The organism is Pseudomonas fitomaticsae, assembly GCF_021018765.1.
GTDB classification, from domain to species: domain Bacteria; phylum Pseudomonadota; class Gammaproteobacteria; order Pseudomonadales; family Pseudomonadaceae; genus Aquipseudomonas; species Aquipseudomonas fitomaticsae.
Window position 1 is genome coordinate 2,837,066 of record NZ_CP075567.1, and the last position, 24,615, is coordinate 2,861,680.

Below are 24,615 nucleotides of genomic sequence, written 5' to 3' on the forward strand. Positions count from 1 at the left end.
ATGCAATTTCGCGAGCTGATGGCCGTTATTTCCACCCATGCGATCCGCCTTCAACAGGACGATGAAGACCTGGTCATTCTGGGCAACGACGACGCGCTGGACGACGCGTTGTGGGACAGCCTCGCCAAGCACAAGGCGCAGTTGCTGGAGCTGGTGGCGAGCCACGGCGGCGACTGGTCGAGCCCGGCGCTGCGCATCACCCCGGACATGCTGCCGCTGGTGCAACTGGATCAGCCCGCCATCGACCGCATCGTCGCCACCGTGCCGGGTGGCGTGGCGAATGTGCAGGATATCTATCCGCTGGCGCCGTTGCAGGAGGGCATGTTGTATCTGCACCTCGCGGCCGGCGAAGGCGATCTGTATGTGCAACAGGCGCAGTTCACTTTCGACAATCACCCGCGCCTCGATGCATTTGCCCAGGCCTTGCAATGGGTGATCGACCGTCACGACATCCTGCGCACCTCGTTTGTCTGGGAGCGTCTGGACGAGCCGGTGCAAGTGGTCTGGCGTCAGGCACCGCTGGTCTGCGAAGAGGTGCAGCTCGACGCCTCCACGGATGTGTTCAGTCAGTTGCAGGCGCGCTACGACGCCCGTCACCTGCGCCTCGATCTGCAACAGGCACCGCTGCTGCGTCTGGTGTACGCCCGGGATCCGGCGCAGGGACGGATCGTCGCGCTGTTGCTGTTCCATCACATGATCATCGACCACGTCGCGCTGGACGTGGTTCGCCGGGAAATCCAGGCCTGGCTGCAAGGGCGGACCGAACAGGTCGCGCCGGCGGTGCCGTTTCGCAATCACCTGGCGCGGGCGCGCATGGCGCTCGACGAGCAGGCCCATGAAGCGTTCTTCCGCGAGATGCTTGGTGACATCGACGAGCCGACGTTGCCGTGGGGATTGCAGGATGTTCACGGCGGCGGACAGGACTTCGAAGACGCGCAGCTGACGCTCAGCGACGCACTGAACCTGCGACTGCGCACGCAAGCGCGGCAACTCGGTGTGAGCGTGGCGAGCCTGATGCACCTGGCGCTGGCGCGGGTGTTGGGCCAGTTGTCCGGGCGCACCTCGGTGGTGTTCGGCACGGTGTTGCTCGGGCGGATGGAGGCGGGCGACGGCGGCGAGCAGGCGCTGGGCATGTTCATCAACACCTTGCCGCTGCGGGTCGATGTCGGCGCACAAAGCGTCTACGACGGCGTGCTTGCCACGCATCGACGGTTGAGCGCCTTGCTTGCCCACGAACAGGCGTCGCTGGCACTGGCCCAGCGTTGCAGCGCGTTGAGCGCGCAGACACCGTTGTTCAGCGCCATGCTCAATTACCGTCACAGTGCCGTCGGTGACGTTGCCGAGGTGATCGATCTGGCCCCCGGCGTCCAGGTCCTGAGTGGCAAGGAACCGACCAACTATCCGCTGACCCTGAGCGTCGATGATCTGGGCAGTGGTTTCCGGTTGTCCGCCATCGCCCCGAGCGGCATTGGCGCCGAACGGGTTTGCGGTTACGTGCAAACCGCTCTCGACGCTTTGCTCAATGCCCTTGAGCAGTCGCCCGAGACGCGTATCAACCAGTTGCCGATTTTGCCGGCGCACGAGCGGCAGCAATTGCTGGTGGGCTTCAATGACAGCCGAGTCGATCTCGATCTGGAGCAGACCGTTCACCGTCTGTTCGAAGCGCAGGTCGAGCGCACGCCGCAAGCTATCGCGTTGCAGTCCGGCGCGCAGTCACTGACGTATGTTGAACTCAATGTGCGGGCCAATCGCCTGGCTCACCGGTTGCGTGAGCTGGGCGTCGGGCCGGATACGCCGGTGGCGATCTGCGTCGAGCGCGGGCCTGAACTGGTGATCGGCCTGCTGGGCATTCTCAAGGCTGGCGGCGCTTATGTGCCGCTGGACCCGGCCTACCCGGCGGAACGCCTGAACTACATGCTCAAGGACAGCGCGCCGGTGGCGCTGCTGGCGCACGGCGCGACCCGGGCGATGTTCGAGGCGGGCGGCGTGGCGTTGCTCGATTTCGATCAGGATCACTGGCCGGACTATCCCGAGCACAATCCTCAGGTGCCGGGCCTGAACGCTTCGAACCTGGCTTACGTGATCTACACCTCGGGCTCCACCGGCACGCCGAAAGGGGTGATGGTCGAACACCGTAGCCTGTGCAATTTGCTTCATTGGAGCTCGCAGGTTTGCCCGCCCATGGCGGACGGCGCCCTGTTGCAGAAAACCCCTTACAGTTTCGACGCCTCGGTCTGGGAGCTGTTCTGGCCGCTGACGGCTGGCCTGCGCCTGGTGCTGGCGCGCCCCGATGCGCATTTCGAACCGGCGTATCTGACGCAAGTGGTACGCGAGCAGCGCATCAGCGTGATCCAGTTTGTCCCGGCGTTGCTGCAACAGTTCCTCGAGGTGGAAGACGTCAGCCAATGCACCCGCCTCACGGATGTTTTCTGTGGCGGCGGCGAACTGACGCCAGAGCTGGCCCGCCAGGTGCGCGAGCGTCTGCCGCAGGTTCGCTTGCACAACGTCTACGGCCCGACCGAAACCACCGTCGACAGCACGGTGTGGACACTGGAGCCATCGGTCCCGGTGCCAGAGACGCTGTTGCCCATCGGCCGGCCCGTCAGCAACACCCGCTTGTACATTCTCGACGATCAGTTGCAGCCGCTGCCGCTGGGCGTGGCCGGTGAGTTGTACATCGGTGGGGTGCAGGTGGCGCAGGGTTACTTGAACCTTGCGTCGCTCACCGCCGAGCGCTTCCTCGACGATCCGTTCAGCGATCAGCCAAACGCGCGGCTGTACCGCACGGGCGACCTTTGCCGCTATCGGGCCGACGGCAACCTTGAATACCTGGGTCGCAATGATGATCAGGTAAAGATTCGCGGCTTGCGCATCGAACTCGGGGAAATCCAGGCACGGCTGATTCAACTCGACACCGTGCTCATGGCTGAAGTGCTGGTGCGCGAAGACGTGGCTGGCGATCCACGGCTGGTGGCGTACTACACCGGTGAGCCGCTGGAGATCGGCGAGCTGCGTAGCCATCTGCTGGAGCAGTTGCCGGATTACATGGTGCCGACGGCGTTCGTCCATCTCGACGCCATGCCCCTGAGCCCCAACGGCAAACTCGACCGCAAGGCCTTGCCGGCGCCGGATCAAAGCGGTCAGTTGCTGCGCGGGTATGAGGCGCCGGTCGGTGATGTGGAATGCCGCCTCGCCGGGATCTGGCAGACCCTGCTGAACGTCGAGCAGGTCGGTCGTCACGACAATTTCTTCGAACTGGGCGGTCATTCCTTGCTGGCCGTGAAGCTGGTCGAGCGCATGCGCCAGCAGGAATTGAGCTGCGATGTGCGGGTCCTGTTCGGCCGGCCAACCGTGGCAGAACTGGCGGCAACCCTGGGCGCGTCGTCCAGCGTTCAGGTGCCGGTCAATCGCATCACCCCTGACTGCCAACACATCACACCAGACATGCTGCCCCTGGCCTCACTGGATCAGGCCGGCATCGACCAGGTGCTGGAAAGCGTCCCCGGTGGCGTCGCCAATGTGCAGGACATCTATGCGCTGGCGCCGTTGCAGGCGGGGATTCTGTATCACCACATGGCGGCAACTGCGGGCGATCCTTACGTGTTGCAGGCGCAGTTCGTGTTTGACGGGATCAAGTCGATCAAGGCGTTCGTGCGCGCCGTCAACGTGGTGATCGCTCGGCACGACATCCTGCGTTCCAGCGTGGTCTGGGAAGGCCTCGAAGAGCCGGTGCAAGTGGTCTGGCGTGCGGCGCCGCTGGCGCTTGAGCGCGTAGATCACGAGGCACTGGACGGTGATGTGCTGCAACAGATGCAGGCGCGTTTCGACCCGCGTCACTACCGTCTGAATCTGGGCCGTGCACCGATGATGCGTTTCGCCTACACCGAGGATCCGCAGCAACAACGTTGGGTCGGCATCCTGCTGATGCACCACCTGATGCTCGATCACACCGCGCTGGAAGTGCTGGTGCGCGAGATGAACAGCGTGCTGCACGGCCACGCCGCCGAACTGGCGACCCCGGTGCAATACCGCAACTACGTCGCACAGGCACGGCTTGGCGCGGATGCCGAAGCGCACGAAGAATTTTTCCGCGACATGCTCGGCGACATCGACGAGCCGACCCTGGCGTTCGGCGTGCAGGACGTACACGGCGACGGCAGCGCAGTGATCGACAGCCAACTCACGCTGGACACCGCGCTGGCCTTGCGTCTGCGCGAACAGGCGCGGCGGCTCGGCATCAGCGTTGCGAGTCTGGCGCACCAGGCCTGGGCGCAGGTCCTGGCGCAGATCAGCGGCCGGGACGAGGTGGTATTCGGCACGGTGCTGCTGGGGCGGATGCAGGGCGGCGAGGGCGCCGACCGGGCGTTGGGCCTGTTCATCAACACCTTGCCGCTGCGGGTCAGCATGACCGCCACAGCGGTGCGCGAAAGTGTGCTTGCCACCCATGAACGGCTGGCGCAATTGCTCGCGCATGAGCAAGCGTCACTGGCGCTGGCCCAGCGTTGCAGCGGGGTTTGCGGCTCGCTGCCCTTGTTCGGCACGTTGCTCAACTATCGCCACAGCGCACCGCAGGCGGCGGGGCTGACCCTGGACGGCATTGAACTGCTCAGCTCCCGCGAGCGCAGCAACTATCCGCTGGTGGTCAGCGTCGATGACCTTGGCGAAGGCTTGCGTCTGAGTGTGCAAGCGGTGCCGGGCATCGACGGTGCGCGGGTCTGCGAGTACATCAACGTTGCCTTCGACAGTCTGGTGCAGGCGCTGGAGCAGGTGCCGCAACTGGGCGTGGATCAGTTGTCGATTTTGCCGCCGGATGAGCGTCGGGAGTTGCTGGTCGGGTTCAATGCTACCCAGCGTGATTATCCGTCGGGGTCGACGGTTCATGGACTGTTTGAGCAGCAAGTGAAACTGCATCCGCAAGCCGTGGCGGCGGTGCATGGCGACGTGGCGTTGACCTATGACGAGCTGAATCAACGGGCCAACCGACTGGCCCATTTTCTGATCGGGCAGGGTGTGCAACCGGGCGATCACGTGGCGATCCTGCTGCCGCGTTCACTGGATCTGCTGGTCGCGCAACTGGCCATCGGCAAGTGTGCGGCGGCTTACGTGCCGCTGGACATCAACGCGCCGGCTGAACGTCAGGCGTTCATGGTTGAGGATTGCAGGGCGAAAGCGCTGCTGACCTTGAGCACTGAGGCGATTGATTACACCGAGCACCGGGTCGATCTGGATTTACTCGAACTGGGCGCGCAACCGGTCCACAACCCGGATCTGCCGCAGTCCTCCGAATCGCTGGCCTACATCATGTACACCTCCGGTTCCACCGGCACACCGAAGGGCGTGATGGTGCCGCACCGGGCCATCGGTAGACTGGTGATCAACAATGGCTACGCCGATTTCAACCCGCAGGACCGCGTGGCGTTTGCCTCCAACCCGGCATTCGACGCCAGCACCATGGACGTCTGGGGGCCGTTGCTCAACGGCGGGCGCGTAGTTGTGATCGATCACGACACCTTGCTTGATCCAAACGTGTTCGGGCAGGCATTGGCGGCTTCGGGCGTCACGATCCTGTTCGTCACCACTGCGTTGTTCAACCAGTACGTGCAGTTGATCCCCGAGGCACTGAAGGGCCTGCGCATCGTGCTCTGTGGCGGTGAACGTGCCGACCCGGCCGCTTTCCGCCGCCTGCTGGCGGAGGCGCCAAACCTGCGCATCGTCCACTGCTACGGCCCGACCGAAACCACCACCTACGCGACGACTTTTGAAGTGCGCGAAGTGGCAGAAACTGCCGACAGCGTGCCAATCGGCGGCCCGATCTCCAACACCCTGGTCTATGTGCTCGACGCCCGTCAGCAACCCGTACCGATGGGCGTCACCGGCGAGCTGTACATCGGCGGCCAGGGCGTGGCGTTGGGTTATCTCAATCGCCCGGATCTGACTGCCGAAAAATTCCTGCAAGACCCGTTCGGCGATCAACCTGGCGCATTGCTGTATCGCACCGGCGACCTCGCACGCTGGCTCGCACCGGGCCAACTGGAGTGCATCGGCCGTAACGACGATCAGGTGAAAATCCGCGGCTTCCGCATCGAACTCGGGGAAATCGAAAACCGTCTGCTGAACTGCGAAGGGGTCAGGGAAGCCATTGTGCTGGCCCGTCAGGACGGCCAGGAACCGCTGCGTCTCGTGGCGTATTTCACGGCGGAGGAGGGCGTCGACAGCGCGAGCCTGCGCAGTCAGTTGCAAGCACGCCTGCCGGAATACATGGTGCCCTCGGCCTGGGTTCAACTCGACGTCTTGCCGCTGAACAACAACGGCAAGGTCGACCGCAAAGCCTTGCCGCTACCGGATCCGAGCGCCTGGCTCAGCCGCGAATTCGAAGCCCCGCAAGGCCCGGTGGAAACTGCGCTGGCGCAGATCTGGGCAGATGTCCTGAAACTGGAAAAAGTCGGTCGCCACGACAACTTCTTCGAGTTGGGCGGCCATTCATTGCTGGCGGTGAGCCTGATCGAGCGCCTGCGCCGGATCGGCCTGAGCACCGACGTGCGCGTGCTGTTCAGCCAGCCGACCTTGGCAGCATTGGCAGCAGCGGTGGGCAGCGGTCGCGAAGTCGAAGTGCCCGCCAACCTTATTCCTGCTGATTGCACTTACATCACCCCGGACCTGCTGAGCCTGACCGAACTGGATCAGGCCAGCATTGACCGGATCGTCGCCACGGTGCCCGGCGGCGCTGTCAACGTGCAGGAAATCTATCCGCTGGCGCCGTTGCAGGAAGGCATCCTTTATCACCACTTGAGCGCGGAGCAGGGCGATCCGTACCTGCTGCAATCACGACTTGCCTTCGACAGCGTCGAGCGACTGCGGACCTTCACCGACACCTTGCAGCAGGTCATCGCACGCCACGACATCCTGCGCACCAGTGTTGTCCACGAAGGTCTGGCGACGCCTCATCAAGTGGTGTGGCGCCACGCCGAACTGGTGGTGCAGCACGTGACGCTGGACCCGGCGCAGGGCGACATCCTCGAGCAGTTGCACGAGCGTTTCGACGCCCGGCACTACCGCCTCGACATCAGCCAGGCACCGCTGTTGCGCATGGTCTACGCCGAAGATCCGAAGCAGCAGCGCGTGGTGGCAATCCTGCTGTCCCACCACCTGATCCTCGATCACACGGCGCTGGAAGTGATCGTCGAGGAAATGCGCGGTGTGATGTTCGGTGAGGTCGACCACCTTTCGCCGCCGATTCCCTATCGCAATTACGTGGCCCAGGCACGCCTGGGGCTCAGCGAGCAGGAACACGAAACGTTCTTCCGCGAGATGCTCGGCGACATTGATGAGCCGACCCTGCCGCTCGGTCTGCGGGACGTGCAGGGTGACGGACACGGCGTCGAGGAAGCGCTGCAACCGGTGGCCGCGGAGCTTAACGGGCGCCTGCGTGAACAGGCGCGGCAACTGGGTGTGAGCGCGGCCAGCCTGATGCACCTGGCCTGGGCGCAAGTGCTGGGGGTGCTGTCGAACCGCCGCGATGTGGTGTTCGGCACGGTGATGATGGGGCGGATGCAGGGTGGTGATGGTGCCGACCGGGCGCTGGGGGTGTTCATCAACACCTTGCCGCTGCGCATCGATGTCGGCGCCGGCGCGCGCGATGGGGTCAAGGCGACCCACGCACGGCTGACGGCATTGCTCGGGCATGAACATGCTTCGCTCGCACTGGCCCAGCGTTGCAGTGGTGTCGCGGCTTCGTCACCGCTGTTCAGCGCCTTGTTCAACTACCGTCACAGCGCCCCTGTGCAGCCGTCGCAAAACGGGCAGGGCATCTGGGAGGGCGTGCAGAAACTCGGCGGTGAAGAGCGCACCAACTACCCGCTGACCCTGAGCGTGGACGATTTGGGCGAAGGCTTTGCCTTGTCGGTTCTGGCGGTCAGCCAGATCGGCGCGCAGCGGATTTGCAGTTACATGCACACGGCCCTGGAGCAACTGGTGCAGGCGCTGGAACAGACGCCGCAAAAGCCATTAAACCGCTTGCCGATCCTTTCGACTGCGGAGCTGCAGCGTCTGGTCGAGGGCTTTAATCCACCGGTCACGGCCTATCCCCGTGGCGCGACGATTCACGCACTGGTCGAGGCGCAGGCCGAGCGCAACCCGAATGCCCTCGCGGTGATTCAAGGTGCGCAACAGCTGACCTACGGGCAGCTCAATCAGCGCGCCAACCAACTGGCCCATCATTTGATCGGCCTCGACGTGCAACCGGACGACCGCGTTGCGCTCTGCGTGCGTCGTGGCCCGCAGATGCTGGTCGGGCTGCTGGCGATTCTCAAGGCTGGCGCCGGTTATGTGCCGGTCGATCCTGCGCACCCGACGGAACGCATCGCCTACCTGTTGCAGGACAGCGATCCGGTGGCCGTGCTCGCACAGGCTTCGACCCGGGATCTACTGGGCATGATGCCGGTGATCGATCTGGACAGTGACGCCTGGCGGCACCTGCCCGACAGCAATCCACAGCTGCCGTACCTGACTCCGGCGCATCTGGCGTACGTGATCTACACCTCGGGCTCCACCGGCGAGCCGAAAGGCGTGATGGTCGAGCATGCGACATTGGAAAACCTTGTGCACTGGCACGCCGAGGCCTTTGACCTGCACGCCGGCAGCCACACCGCCAGCGTTGCCGGGTTCGGTTTCGATGCGATGGCCTGGGAAGTCTGGCCGGCGCTGTGCATCGGCGCGGTCCTGCACCTGCCACCGGAGTCGGTGAGCAACGAGCATCTGGATGAATTGCTCGACTGGTGGCGAGCGCAGCCGTTGCAGGTGAGCTTTTTGCCGACTCCGGTGGCCGAATATGCGTTCAGCCGCGAGCTGCAACACCCGACCTTGCGCACCTTGCTGATCGGTGGCGACAAGCTGCGTCAGTTCAATCGCGAACAGACCTTCGCGGTGATCAACAACTACGGCCCGACCGAGGCTACGGTGGTCGCCACCTCGGGTCCGGTTGAAGTCGGGCAAACGCTGCACATTGGCCGGCCGATGGCCAACGCTCGTATCTATCTGCTCGACGATCAGCAACGTCCGGTGCCCGTAGGTGTGACGGGCGAGTTGTACGTCGCCGGCGCTGGCGTGGCGCGGGGTTATCTGAACCGTCCCGATCTGACCGCCGAGCGCTTCCTTGCTGATCCGTTCAGCGACCAGTCGCAGGCGCGGATGTACCGCACCGGCGACCTCGCACGCTGGCTGGCGGACGGCAACATCGAATACCTGGGCCGCAACGACGATCAGGTGAAACTGCGTGGCGTGCGGGTTGAACTGGGGGAAATCGAAGCGGCGCTGGCCAGCCATCCGGCGGTGCAGGACGCGGTGGCGCTGGTGCGCAACGGGCAATTGCTGGTGTGGTTCACCGAGCGAGCGCCGACCGAGATCGAAGCCCTGCGCAATCATCTGCAAACCCGTTTGCCGCAAGCGCTGATTCCGGCGGCTTACGTGCGACTCGACGCCTTGCCGCTGACCGCCAACGGCAAACTCGACCGCAAGGCCTTGCCGGAACCGGATCAGAACGCCTGGCTCAGCCGCGAATACGCAGCCCCGCAAGGCCCGGTGGAAACTGCGCTGGCGCAGATCTGGGCCGATGTCCTGAAGCTGGAAAAAGTCGGTCGCCACGACAATTTCTTCGAACTGGGCGGCCATTCGCTGCTGGCCGTGAGCCTGATCGAGCGTCTGCGCCAGATCGGCCTGAACACCGATGTGCGTGTGCTGTTCAGCCAGCCAACGCTGACTGCACTGGCCGCAGCGGTGGGCAGCGGTCGCGAAATCGAAGTGCCGGCCAATCGCATTCCTGCCGACTGCACCCACATCACCCCGGACCTGCTGAGCCTGATCGAACTGGATCAGCCGAGCATCGACCGGATCGTTGCCACGGTGCCTGGCGGCGCCGCCAACGTGCAGGACATTTATCCGCTGGCGCCGTTGCAGGAAGGCATTCTTTACCACCACTTGAGTGCAGAGCAGGGCGACCCGTATCTGCTGCAATCGCGGCTGGCCTTCGACAACATCGAGCGTGTGGAAGCCTTCGCGGCAGCGCTGCGACAGGTCATTTCCCGTCACGACATCCTGCGCACGGCGGTGATCTGGCAAGAACTGGCCGAGCCGATGCAAGTGGTCTGGCGCCACGTCGAGCTGCCGGTGCAGGAGATCGTCCTCGACCCGGCAGATGGCGACATCCTCGAGCAGTTGCACGGGCGTTTCGATGCGCGTCACTACCGCCTCGACATCAGTCAGGCACCGCTGCTGCGTCTGGTGTATGCCCGTGATCCGGCCCACGATCGGGTGGTTGCGATGTTGCTGTTCCACCATGTCGTGATGGATCACACCGCGCTGGACGTGGTGCAGTACGAAATGCTCGCCTGCCTGCAAGGGCGTGAAACCTCGCTGGGCGCGGCCGTGCCTTACCGCCACTACGTGGCGCAGGCGCGGCTGGGTGTCAGCGAGCAGGAGCACGAAGCGTTCTTCCGCGACATGCTCGGCGACATCGACGAGCCGACCCTGCCGTTCGGTTTGCAGGATGTGCAAGGTGACGGTAGCGACATCGAGGAAACGCGACAGGCCCTGACCCAAGTGACCGGTCAGCGTCTGCGCAGTCTGGCCCGACAACTGGGCATCAGCGTCGCCAGTCTGTTCCACCTTGCGTGGGCGCAGGTGCTGGCGGCGACGTCCGGGCAGGAGCGCGTGGTGTTCGGCACGGTGCTGATGGGCCGGATGCAGGGCGGCGACGGTGCCGACCGGGCGTTGGGGATGTTTATCAACACCTTGCCGCTGCGGGTCGATCTGGGGGCAACCCCGGTGCGCGAAGGGGCTCGGGCGACCCATGCGCGGCTCAGTGCGCTGCTTGGCCATGAACACGCATCACTGGCGCTGGCCCAGCGTTGCAGCGGTGTGGCCGCGCCGTCGCCGCTGTTCAGTTCGATGCTCAACTACCGGCACAGCGCCGACGAGGCGCAACAGCAAAACCTGCGTCAGGCCTGGCAAGGCATCGAGACCCTGAGCAGCGAAGAACGCACCAACTATCCGCTGAGCCTGGGCGTCGATGATCTGGGCAGCGGTTTTGTGCTGACCGCCATGACTCCGGCGAACATTGGTTCGCAGCGGATTTGCGACTACATGCAGACTGCGCTGGAGAAACTCGCGGACGCCCTGGAACAGGCACCGGATCAGCCGCTGAACCGCTTGCCGATCCTTGACGGCGCAGAACGTCAGCAGGTGCTGTACGACCTCAACGTCACCGACACCGCAGACGATCTGGAGCAAACCGTTCACGGGCTGTTCGAGGCGCAAGTGCAACGCACGCCGCAAGCCGTTGCGTTGCAGGCCGGTGAGCAGCGACTGACCTACGCCGAACTCAACGCACAGGCCAATCGTCTGGCCCATCACCTGCGCGAACTGGGCGTGGGGCCGGATGCGCGAGTGGCAATCTGTGTCGAGCGCGGGCTGGAACTGATGGTCGGTCTGCTCGGAATTCTCAAGGCCGGCGGTGCCTATGTGCCGCTGGACCCGGCGTACCCGGCGGAACGTCTGGATTACATGCTCAAGGACAGCGACCCGGTGGCGGTGCTGGTTCATGGGGCGACGCGTGAGTTGCTGGGCGAGAGCGCCGCGCTGGTGATCGATCTTGACCAGGATCATTGGAAATTCAATCCCGACGACAACCCGCAAGTGCCGGGCCTGAGTGCTTCGAACCTGGCCTACGTGATTTACACCTCCGGTTCGACCGGTGCGCCGAAAGGCGTGATGGTCGAGCATCGCGGCGTCGGCAATTTGCTGCACTGGAGTTCGCAGCTGTGTCCCGCCGTGACGGACGGCGCCCTGTTGCAGAAAACCCCGTTCAGTTTCGATGCCTCGGTCTGGGAGCTGTTCTGGCCGTTGAATGCTGGGCTGCGACTGGTGCTGGCGCGTCCTGACGGGCACCGCGAACCGGCGTATCTGGTGCAGGTGATTCGCGAGCAAAGGATCAGCGTGATCCAGTTTGTGCCGGTGCTGCTGCAGCAGTTCCTTGAGCAGGACACTGTCAGCCAGTGCAGCAGTCTCACCGACGTGTTCTGTGGCGGCGGCGACCTGACGCCAGCGCTGGCTCGCCTTGTGCGCGAGCGTTTGCCACAAGTGCGCTTGCACAACGTTTACGGCCCGACCGAAGCCACGGTCGACAGTACGGTGTGGACGCTGGAACCGTCGATGCCGGTGCCGGACAGTGCGTTGCCGATCGGACGGCCGATCAACAACACCCGTCTGTACGTACTCGATGCCGCCGAACAGCCGGTGCCGATGGGCGTCATCGGTCAGTTGTTCATCGGCGGTGCCGGGGTCGCACGGGGCTATCTGGGGTTACCGCAATTGATGGCCGAACGGTTTATCCCGAGCCCGTTCGTGGCCGGCGATCGGCTGTACGCCACGGGCGACCGGGTGCGCTACCGCGCCGATGGTCAGCTCGAATTCATCGGGCGCAACGACTTCCAGGTCAAGTTGCGTGGCCTGCGCCTGGAGCCGGGCGAAATCGAAGCGCAACTGCTGAGCCATCCGACGCTGCGCGAAGCCGTGGTGCTGGTGCGTGAGGAACGTCTGGTGGCGTACTTCACCTGGCACGCCGAAGTCGGGCAACCGGGGATCGCGGTATTGCGCGAACACTTGCTCGCACGCTTGCCCGATTACATGGTGCCGTCGGCATTCGTCGCGCTCGTCAGCCTGCCGCTGAGCCCCAATGGCAAAGTGGATCGCAACGCGCTGCCGGCCCCCGGTGCCGAATCGGTGCTGGTGCGTGAGTACGAGCCGCCAGTCGGCGAGACTGAAATTGCTTTGGCCCGGTTGTGGGCCGAGGTGCTGAAAGTCGAGCGGGTCGGGCGTCACGATCACTTCTTCGAACTGGGTGGCCATTCGCTGCTGGCGGTGAGCCTGATCGAACGCATGCGCCAAATCGGCCTTAGCACCGATGTGCGCGTGCTTTTCAGTCAGCCGACCCTGGCCGCACTGGCCGCCGCCGTGGGCAGCGGGCGGGAAATCGAGGTGCCGGCCAATCGCATCGCGGACGGTTGCACCCGCATCACCCCGGACATGCTGACGCTGGTCACGCTGGATCAGGCCGCTATCGAGCGCGTGGTTGCCAGCGTGCCGGGCGGCGCCGCGAACGTGCAGGATATTTATCCGTTGGCGCCGTTGCAGGAAGGCATTCTTTACCACCACTTGAGCGCGGGAGAGGGCGATCCTTACCTGCTGCAATCGCGTATCGCGTTTGACAGCTTTGAACGGTTGCAGCGTTTCAGTGCGGCGTTGCAACACGTCATCGACCGCCATGATGTGCTGCGCACCGGCGTGGTCTGGGAAGGTTTGAGCGTGCCGGTGCAGGTCGTGTGGCGTCAGGCTGAACTGGTGGTGCAGGAGGTCATGCTCGAAGCTGCGGCCGGCGACATTCTTGAACAACTGCACGCCCGATTCGATGCGCGGCGTTACCGCCTCGACATCGCTCAGGCGCCGTTGCTGCGGTTGGTGTACGCCCGGGATCCGGCCCGTGACCGAGTGGTGGCGATGCTGCTGTTCCATCACATCGTGCTCGACCACACCGCGCTGGAAGTGGTGCGCCATGAAATGCAGGCCTACCTGCGCAGGGCCGACGAGCCGTTGCCTGCGGCAGTGCCGTATCGCAATTACGTGGCGCAGGCGCGGCTGGGCGTCACGGAGCAGGAACATGAAGCGTTCTTCCGCGCCATGCTCGGCGACATCGACGAGCCGACTCTGCCGTTCAGCCTGCGCGATGTGCGCGGCGACGGACGCGGCATCGAGGAAGTGCAGCAGGCGCTCGACAACGGCCTGAACCTGCGTCTGCGCAGTCAGGCGCGGCAGCTGGGCATCAGCGTGGCCAGCCTGTTCCACCTTGCGTGGGCCCAGGTATTGGCGGCGACCTCCGGGCAGGACAATGTGGTGTTCGGCACAGTGCTGATGGGCCGGATGCAGGGCGGCCAGGGCGCCGACCGTGCGCTGGGCATGTTCATCAACACCTTGCCGTTGCGGGTCGATCTGGGCGAGACCCCGGTGCGTGAAGCGGTCAAGGCGACGCATCAGCGTCTCACCGCGTTGCTGGGGCATGAGCATGCTTCACTGGCACTGGCCCAGCGTTGCAGCGGGATCGCGGCGCCGTCGCCGTTGTTCAGCGCGATGCTCAACTATCGACACAGCCACGGTGCCGAGCATTCGGACAGCGTGGTTCAGGCCTGGCAAGGCATCGAGACCCTGAGCAGTGAAGAGCGCACCAACTACCCGCTGAGCCTGAACGTCGATGACCTGGGCAACGGTTTCTCGTTGATTGCCATGGTGCCGGCGGACATCGGCGCGCAGCGGATTTGCGGTTACATGCAGACTGCGTTGATGGCGTTGGTGGAGGCGCTTGAGCAGGCGCCGACGCAGGCGATGAATCGTTTGCCGATTCTTGAGGGGGCTGAGCGGCAGCGGTTGTTGTTCGACTTCAACGCTACCGACGTTGGTTATGACCTTCAGCAGAGCATCCATGGTTTGTTCGAGGCGCAGGTGTTGCGGTCGCCGCAAGCTGTGGCGGTGCTCTCAGGCGAACAGCGACTGAGCTACGTCGAGCTGAACGCTCTAGCCAACCGTCTGGCGCATCACCTGCGCGGTCTGGGCGTTGGTCCGGATTCGCGGGTGGCGATTTGCGTCGAGCGCGGGCTGGAAATGGTGGTCGGACTGCTGGCGATTCTGAAGGCCGGCGGTGGTTATGTGCCGCTGGATCCGGCGTATCCGCTGGAGCGTCTGGCCTACATGCTGGAGGACAGCGCGCCATCGGCGGTGTTGGTGCAGGGTTCGACTCGCGGGTTGTTGGGTGAGGTGGCGGTGCCGGTGGTCGATCTGGATCACGACACCTGGCAATCATTGTCGGCTGATAACCCTTCGGTCGATGGACTGACTCCGCAGCACACGGCCTACGTGATCTACACCTCGGGCTCCACCGGTCAGCCGAAAGGCGTGATCAACGAGCATTCAGGGGTGGTTAACCGCTTGCTGTGGATGCAGGACGCCTATCGCCTCGGCTTCGAAGATGCGGTGCTGCAAAAGACGCCGTTCAGCTTCGACGTGTCGGTGTGGGAATTCTTCTGGCCACTGATGACCGGCGCGCGATTGGTCATGGCGCGTCCGGGCGGCCACAAGGACCCGCTGTACCTCAGCGAAGTGATCGAGCGCGAACGCATCACCACGCTGCACTTCGTACCCTCGATGCTCGATGTGTTCCTCGCCCATGGCGACACCGCGCGTTGCAACGGTTTGCGCCAAGTGATGTGCAGCGGCGAAGCGTTGCCGGGCAGTCTGGTGCGGCGCTTCAAGCAGCAATTGCCGAACAGTGGCTTGCACAATCTCTACGGCCCGACCGAAGCGGCAGTGGACGTTACGGCCTGGGATTGCGCCGGGCCAATCGACACCACGCCGGACAACACACCGATCGGCAAACCGATCGCCAACACCCGCATGTACATCCTCGATGCCCAGCAGCAACCGGTGCCGCAGGGCGTGGTCGGCGAGTTGTACATCGGCGGCGTACAAGTGGCACGCGGTTATCTGAATCGTCCTGAGCTCAGTGCTGAGAGGTTCTTGAAAGATCCGTTCCAGCCCAATGGCCGCATGTACCGCACCGGCGACGTCGCTCGCTATCTGGCCGACGGCAATATCGAATACCTGGGCCGCAACGACGATCAGGTGAAGATCCGTGGCCTGCGCATCGAACTCGGGGAAATTCAGTCCCGCCTGACCGACATCAGCGGCGTGCAGGAAGCCGCCGTGCTGGCCCGCGAAGACGTGCCGGGAGACAAACGCCTGGTGGCCTATTACACCGGCGCACGACTGGAAATCGACGTGCTGCGTGGTCACCTGCTGGAGCACCTGCCGGATTACATGGTGCCGGCGGTGTTCGTGCATCTGGAGGCGCTGCCACTGAGCCCCAACGGCAAGCTCGACCGCAAGGCCCTGCCGGCACCGGATCAGGCCTCGGTCATCACCCGCGAATACGAAGCCCCGGTCGGCGAGGTGGAAATTCTCCTCGCCGGACTCTGGGCCGAATTGCTCAACGTGGAACGGGTAGGACGCCACGACAACTTTTTTGAACTGGGCGGGCACTCATTGCTGGCGGTCAGTCTGATCAGCCGGTTACGTCAGGAAGGCATGGAAGCCGAAGTCAGGGCGTTGTTCGAACAACCGACCCTGGCCGGTTACGCCGCAATTACGGAAAGAATGGAGATCGTCCTGTGAACGTGATCGAACTGTTGGCAACACTCAAGGCTAAAGACATCCAGTTGGCGGTCACCGACGACCAGTTGCGCGTACAGGGCAACAAACAGGCGCTGAGCGATCCGGCGGTGCTTGCGCTGTTGCGCGAGCACAAACCGGCGCTGATCGAGCTGATCAAGGCCGGGCAATATTCAGCGACCAAGAGCGGTCATGTCGAGGTGCCGGCCAATGGCATTGCCTCCGACACCACGCGCATCACCCCGGCGATGCTGACCCTGGCCGAACTTGATCAAACAACCATCGACCGCCTGGTTGCCGACGTGCCGGGCGGCGCGGCCAATGTGCAGGACATTTATCCGCTGGCACCGTTGCAGGAAGGCATTCTTTACCACCACGTCAGCGCCACGCAGGGCGATCCGTACGTGATGCAGGCGCATTTCGCTTTCGCTGATCGTGATCGGTTGAATGCGTTCGTTGAGGCTTTGCAGGCCGTGATCGATCGCCACGACATCCTCCGTACAGCGGTGGTCTGGGAGGGGCTGGATACGCCGCAGCAAGTGGTCTGGCGTCACGCCGAACTGCCGGTGGAAGAGATCGATGCCCAAGGCGATGCGCTGACGTATTTGCACGAGCGTTTCGACGCCCGGGAATTCCGCATGGATGTGGGCCGGGCGCCGATGATGCGTCTGGCTCATGCGTGGGACGAAGCCGGGCAGCGGGTGGTCGCGACGCTGCTGTTCCATCACATGGCGCTGGATCACTCGGCGCTCGATGTGGTGCGGCACGAGATGCGCGCGTTCCTCACAGGGCAGGGCAATCTGCTGGGGCGGCCGGTCGCGTTTCGTGACTACGTGGCGCAGGCGCGGCTGGGTGTCAGCGAGAGTGAGCACGAGGCGTTCTTTCGCGACATGCTCGGCGATATCGACGAACCGACCTTGCCGTTCGGCCTGCAGGATGTGCAGGGCGACGGGCACGGCATCACCGAGCTGAGCGTGGCGGTCGAAGCGGCCTTGGGCCAACGCCTGCGGGGGCAGGCGCGGCAGCTCGGGGTGAGCGCGGCCAGTCTGTTCCACCTGGCCTGGGCGCAGGTGCTAGCCACGCTTGCCGGCAAGCAACGTGTGGTGTTCGGCACGGTTCTGATGGGGCGTCTGCAAGGCGCCGAAGCCACCGACCGGGCGCTGGGCATTTTCATCAACACCTTGCCGGTGCGGGTCGATGTCGACACCCGGAGCGTGCGTAACGCCGCGCAGGCGACCCACGCGCGCCTGACCACCTTGATGCGCCATGAACACGCGCCGCTGGCGCTGGCCCAGCGTTGCAGCAGTGTGGCTGCGCCGACGCCGCTGTTCAGCGCTTTGCTCAATTACCGCCACAGCCACGGCGCCGGGTCGGCCAGCGCACAAACCCTGTCGGCGTGGGAAGGCATCACCACCCTGCATTCGGAAGAACGCACCAATTATCCGCTGACCCTGAGTATCGATGACCTGGGCGACGCCTTCAGCCTGACCTTGCTCGCCACCACTGAGGTCGACCCGCAACGGGTGTGCGATTACATGCTCGGGGCCTTGAACGGTCTGGTGTCCGCGCTGGAACAGGCGCCGGATTCACCGATCAGTCAGGTGCCGATCCTGCCGGACGCAGAGCGCGAGCAGATCCTGCGCGGCTTCAATGCGACCCAGGCCGACTATCCGCAAGGGCTGACGATTCACCAACGTTTCGAGGCGCAAGTCATCGAACGGCCGGAAGCGGTGGCGGCGGTGTTCCTCGGTGAACACGTGACCTACGCCGAGCTGAACCTGCACGCCAACGCCCTGGCCCATCATCTGATCAGCCTGGGCGTTCGCCCCGATGATCGCGTGGCCATCGTCGCCCGCCGAGGGCTGGATACGCTGGCGGGGCTGCTGGCGATTCTCAAGGCCGGCGCCGGTTACGTGCCGGTCGACCCGGCGCATCCGGCCGAGCGCCTGAGCTATCTGCTCAGCGACAGCGCCCCGGTGGTGGTGCTGACCCAGAGCGATCTGCGTGATCGGTTGCCGACGCTGGACGTCCCGGTCATCGACCTCGACCGCCGCACCTGGCCACTGAGCCTGGCCCTCGATCCGCAGGTGCCGGGTCTGGCCTCCGAGCATCTGGCTTACGTGATCTACACCTCGGGCTCGACCGGTCTGCCCAAGGGCGTGATGGTCGAACACCGCACCCTGTCCAACCTGGTCGACTGGCACTGTGGCGCGTTCGACCTGTGTGCCGGCCGTCACACTTCAAGCCTTGCCGGTTTCGGCTTTGACGCCATGGCCTGGGAAGTCTGGCCGGCCCTGTGCGTCGGCGCGACCCTGCACCTGGCCCCGACCCGCGACGGCAACGAAGACATCGACGCCTTGCTCGACTGGTGGCGCGCGCAGCCGCTGGACGTGAGCTTCCTGCCCACTCCGGTGGCCGAATACGCTTTCAGTCAGAACCTCGAACACCCGACCTTGCGCACACTGCTGATCGGCGGCGACCGCCTGCGGCATTTCAGCCGTCACCAGACTTTCGATGTGATCAACAACTACGGCCCGACCGAAGCCACGGTGGTGGCGACCTCGGGCAAGGTCGACGCCGGGCGGGCGCTGCACATCGGTCGGCCGGTGAGCAATGCCACGGTCTATTTGCTGGATGAGCAGCAACGCCCGGTGCCCATCGGCGTGGCGGGGGAGTTGTATGTCGGGGGCGCCGGGGTTGCCCGGGGTTATCTGAACCGTCCCGAGCTGACGGCCGAACGGTTTCTCGAGGATCCGTTCAACAGCGGGCGCATGTACCGCACCGGTGACCTCGCACGTTGGCAAAGCGACGGCACTCTCGAATACCTGGGACGCAACGACGATCAGGTGAAGATTCGCGGCGTGCGCATCGAGCTGGGCGAGATTGAAACCCGGCTCAACCAGCTCCCCGGTATTCAGGAAGCGGTATTGCTGGCCCGTGAAGACGAACCCGGCCAGCCGCGCCTCGTCGCCTATTACACCGAGCAGGCTCAGGTCGAACCGCAACCGGTGGCTGAGCTGCGCGCCTGCCTGCTGGCGCAATTGCCCGAGTACATGGTGCCGGCGGCATTCGTGCGACTGGACGCGTTGCCGCTGACCGCCAACGGCAAGGTCGACCGCAAGGCCTTGCCGGCGCCGGATCGTGCGGCGCTGTTCACTCGCGAGTACGAAGCCCCGCAAGGCGAACTGGAAACCACGCTGGCGCGGATCTGGGGCGAAGTACTGCAGGTCGAGCGGATCGGGCGCCGGGATCACTTTTTCGAACTGGGGGGGCATTCGCTGCTGGCGATGCGCATGGTGTCCCAGGTTCGCCAACGCCTGGGCGTCGAGCTGGCCCTCAGTGAGCTGTTCGCCAATGCCGAACTGGCGGCGGTCTCCGAGGTGCTGGCCCAGGCCGGGCGCAGCTCGCAACCGGCGATGGTGCCTGTGCCTCGCGACGGCGCGCTGCCACTGTCGTTCGCCCAGCAACGGCTGTGGTTTCTGGCGCGGATGGAAGGGGTCAACGCGGCCTACAACATTCCGTTGGGCCTGCGCCTGCGTGGTCATCTCGACGAGTCGGCGTTGCAACAGGCATTGGCGCGGATCGTCGAGCGTCACGAAACCCTGCGCAGCCGTTTTGTCCCGCACAACGACGACGTGCAGGTGACGATCGCGGCGCTCAACGACGCGGTGCTGCTGCGGGTAGAAGATTTGCGTCAGCATCCACATGCCGACGAAGCCTTGCAGGCGTTGATCCGTGAACAGGCCTCGACCCCGTTCGATCTAGAACACGATCCGTTGATTCGTGGACGTCTGGTCCGGTTGGCCGACGATCACCATGTGTTGCTGCTGACCCTGCACCACATCATCTCCGATGGCTGGTCGATGGGCGTGCTGACCCGTGAACTGATGGCGCTGTATCAGGCGTTCAGCCAGGGCGAAGCCGATCCGCTGCCGCCACTGGCGCTGCAATACGCCGACTACGCGATCTGGCAACGCCGCTGGTTGAGCGGCGAAGTGCTGCAACGGCAGAGCGATTACTGGCAGCAGACCTTGGCTGGCGCTCCGACCTTGCTGGTGCTGCCGACCGATCGCCCGCGTCCGGCGCAACAGGATTACGCCGGCGCCAGCGTTGAGTTCCGGCTGGACGAGCCGCTGAGCGCCGGGCTCAAGGCGCTGAGCCAGCGGCACGGCGTGACGATGTACATGACGATGGTGAGCGCCTGGGCGCTGTTGCTCGGTCGCTTGTCTGGCCAGTCGGACGTGGTGATCGGCTCGCCGATTGCCAACCGTGGCCGGGCGGAAATCGAAGGGCTGATCGGGTTGTTCATCAATACCCTGGCCCTGCGCATCGAGATCTCCGGCGAGCTCAGCGTCGAAGCGCTGCTGGCACGGGTCAAGGCGTGCACGCTTGAGGCGCAGGCCCATCAGGATCTGCCCTTCGAGCAGGTGGTGGAAGTCACCCGGCCGGCGCGCAGTCTTTCCCACAGTCCTTTGTTCCAGAACACCTTGAGCTGGGAGAACAGCGTCGGGCCGGATCTGGCTCTGGGTGAGCTGGCGCTGGAAAGCGTGGCCGGCCCGACCCGTTTCGCCAAGTTCGACCTGTCGCTGACCCTGGGCGAAACCCGCGAGGGCATTCGCGGCGTGCTGGAATACGCCACGGCGCTGTTCGATGAATCGACGATCCAGCGTTACGCCGGCTACTACGAGCAATTGCTGCGCGGGATGGTTGCCAACGATCAGGCGGCGCTGGAACAGCTCGACATGGTTCAGGCTCACGAGCGTGAACAGTTGCTGGTTGCGTTCAACGACACGCACGCTGAGTTTGTGTCGGGGCTGACGATTGCGCAGCGATTCGAGGCGCAAGTGATCGAGCGGCCCGAAGCGGTTGCGGCGATTTGCCAGGGGCAGGTGTTGACCTTTGCCGAGCTGAACCGGCAGGCCAACACCTTGGCCCATCATCTGATCGGGCTGGGTGTTCGTCCCGATGAACGGGTGGCCATCGTTGCCCGGCGCGGTCTGGAAACGCTGGTCGGACTGGTGGCCATTCTCAAGGCCAGCGCCGGTTATGTACCGGTAGATCCGGCGCACCCGGCGGAGCGTTTGAACTACCTGTTGAGCGACAGCGCCCCGATGGCGGTGCTGTGCCTGAGTGACTTGCGCGAACGCCTGCCGGCGCTGGACGTGCCGGTGATCGACCTCGATCTGCAGGGCTGGCCGGACACCGAAACCGGCAATCCGCAGGTGCCTGACATGACCAGCGAACACCTGGCCTACGTCATCTACACCTCGGGCTCCACCGGGTTGCCCAAGGGTGTGATGGTCGAACATCACACCCTGAGCAACCTCGTCGACTGGCACTGCCAGGCGTTCGACCTGTGCGCCGGTCGCCACACTTCAAGCCTTGCCGGTTTCGGCTTCGACGCCATGGCCTGGGAAGTCTGGCCGGCCCTGTGTGCTGGCGCGACCTTGCACCTCGCGCCGGCCCGCGATGGCAGCGAAGACGTGGACGCGCTGCTCGACTGGTGGCGCGCGCAGCCGCTGGACGTGAGTTTCCTGCCGACACCGGTGGCCGAATACGCCTTCAGCCAGAACCTCGAACACCCGACCCTGCGCACGCTGCTGATCGGCGGCGACCGCCTGCGTCAGTTCAACCGCCAGCAGTCGTTCGATGTGGTCAACAATTACGGCCCGACCGAGGCCACGGTGGTTGCCACCTCGGGTATCGTCGAAGCGGGGCAGGCGCTGCACATCGGCAAACCGATCGCCAACGCGACGGTGTACCTGCTCGATGAGCAGATGCGTCCGGTGCCGGTCGGCGTGGCCGGGGAGCTTTATGTGGGCGGCGCCGGTGTGGCCCGGGGTTACCTGAATCGTCCGGATCTGACCGAAGAGCGTTTTGTAAACGACCCGTTCAACCACGGGCGCATGTACCGCACTGGCGACCTCGCTCGCTGGCGCGCCGACGGTTCCATCGAGTACCTGGGGCGCAACGACGATCAGGTGAAGATCCGTGGCGTGCGGGTCGAGCTCGGCGAAATCGAAACCCGCCTCAACCAGTTGCCCGGTATTCAGGAATCGGTGCTGGTGGCCCGCGAAGACGAACCTGGTCAGGTGCGGCTGGTGGCGTATTTCACCGAGCAGGCGCAAGTCGAACCGTTGGCCGTGGCGGACCTGCGGGCGCATCTGCTGAGCCAGTTGCCGGAATACATGGTGCCGGCGGCCTTCGTCAGACTCGACGCGCTGCCGCTGACCGCCAACGGCAAGGTCGACCGCAAAGCCTTGCCAGTGCCGGATCGCAGCGCCTTGTTCACCCGCGACTATCAGGCGCCGCAAGGTGAACTGGAAACCACCCTGGCGCAGATCTGGGCCGAAGTGCTGCAAGTCGAACAGGTCGGGCGTCAGGATCACTTTTTCGAACTGGGTGGTCACTCGTTGCTGGCGATGCGCATGTTGTCTCAGGTCCGTCAGCGACTGGGGGTGGAGCTGACCCTCGCCGAGCTGTTTGCCAACGCCGAACTCGCCGCTGTGGTCGCAGTGCTGGCCGAGGCCGGACGCTGCACGCAACCGGCGATCAGACCGGTGCCACGCGAGGGCGCGTTGCCGTTGTCGTTCGCCCAGCAACGCCTGTGGTTCATGTCCCAGCTGGAAGGCGCCAACACCGCCTACAACATTCCGCTCGGCCTGCGCCTGCGTGGTCGCCTCGACGAAACGGCCCTGCAACGGGCACTGACGCGGATCGTCGAGCGTCACGAAACCCTGCGCAGCCGTTTTGCCCAGTTCAACGAGGAAGCCCAGGTGTTGATCGCGCCGCTCGACAGCGGAGTGCTGTTGCGGGTCGAAGACTTGCGCCAGCACCCGCAGGCCGACGAAGCCTTGCAGGCGCTGATTCAGGGCGAAGCCTCGGGGCCGTTCGATTTGCAGGACGATCCGCTGATTCGCGGGCGTCTGGTGCGACTCGCCGATGATCATCATGTGCTGTTGCTGACCCTGCACCACATCGTCTCCGATGGCTGGTCGATGGGGGTGCTGACCCGCGAACTGATGGCGCTGTATCAGGCGTTCAGCCATGGCGAGGCCGATCCGCTGCCGCCACTGCCGTTGCAGTACGCCGACTACGCCGTGTGGCAGCGCCGCTGGCTGAGCGGCGAAGTCTTGCAGCGTCAGAGCGATTACTGGCAGCAGACCCTGGCCGGTGCGCCGGCGCTGTTGATGCTGCCGACCGACCGGCCACGCCCGGCCCAACAGGATTACGCCGGCAGCAGTGTCGACATCCGGCTGGATGAACGTTTGAGCGCAGGCCTGAAGGCGCTGTGCCAACGCCACGGCGTGACGCCTTACATGGCGATCATGAGTGCGTGGGCGATGCTGCTTGGTCGCTTGTCCGGGCAGTCGGACGTGGTAATCGGCTCGCCGGTCGCCAACCGTAACCGGGCGGAAATCGAAGGGCTGATCGGGCTGTTCGTCAACACGCTGGCCGTGCGCATCGACACCTCGGGCGCGCTGAGCGTCGAGGCGTTGCTGGCGCGGGTCAAGGCGTGCACGCTGGAAGCGCAGGCCCATCAGGATCTGCCGTTCGAGCAGGTGGTGGAAATCACCCGGCCGGTGCGCAGCCTGTCTCACAGCCCGTTGTTCCAGACGCTGCTGAGCTGGGACAGCGGCAGCGGTGCGACGCTGGCCCTCGGTGATCTGACGCTGGAGGGGGTGGCCGAGCCGAGTCACTTTGCCAAGTTTGATCTGTCGCTGACCTTGGGCGAGGCCCAAGGGGTGATCCGGGGTTCGCTGGAATACGCCACGGCGCTGTTCGATGAGTCGACGGCTCAGCGTTATGCCGGTTACTTGCAGCAGCTGTTGCAGGCCATGGTCGGCAACGATCAGGCGTTGCTGGAACAGGTGGATGTGCTGGCGGAGGATGAGCGTCGGCATTTGTTGCATGGCTTCAATGCCACTGACGTTGATTACGACCTTCAGCAAAGCATTCATGGTCTGTTCGAGGCGCAGGTATTACGGTCGCCGCAGGCGGTGGCGGTGCTCTCAGGCGAACAGCGACTGAGTTATGCCGAGCTGAACGTTCGGGCCAACCGTTTGGCGCATCACTTGCGCGGTTTGGGCGTTGGCCCGGATGCGCGGGTGGCGATCTGCGTCGAGCGCGGGCTGGAAATGGTGGTCGGGTTGCTGGCGATTCTGAAGGCCGGCGGCGGTTATGTGCCGCTGGATCCGGCGTATCCGTTGGAGCGTCTGGCCTACATGCTGGAGGACAGCGCGCCATCGGCGGTGTTGGTGCAGGGTTCGACTCGCGGGTTGTTGGGTGAGGTGGCGGTGCCGGTGGTCGATCTGCATCACGACACTTGGCAATCATTGTCGGCTGATA

General features: G+C 64.4%; 2 protein-coding genes (1 of these 2 running past the window's edge). Both read left to right on the forward strand.

Going from position 1 to position 24,615, the window contains the following annotated elements; all coding sequences use genetic code 11:
• Window positions 1-16,269, forward strand: a complete 16,269-nt coding sequence (locus tag KJY40_RS12940) for a non-ribosomal peptide synthetase (RefSeq protein ID WP_230737283.1) — start codon at window positions 1-3, stop codon at window positions 16,267-16,269.
• Window positions 16,266-24,615, forward strand: the 5' portion of a protein-coding gene (locus KJY40_RS12945) for a non-ribosomal peptide synthetase (protein WP_230737284.1). It continues 6,299 nt past the right edge of the window; only the first 8,350 of its 14,649 coding nucleotides appear in the window; it begins with the start codon at window positions 16,266-16,268; its stop codon lies off the right edge, out of view. Before KJY40_RS12940 ends, KJY40_RS12945 begins: the two co-directional genes overlap by 4 nt.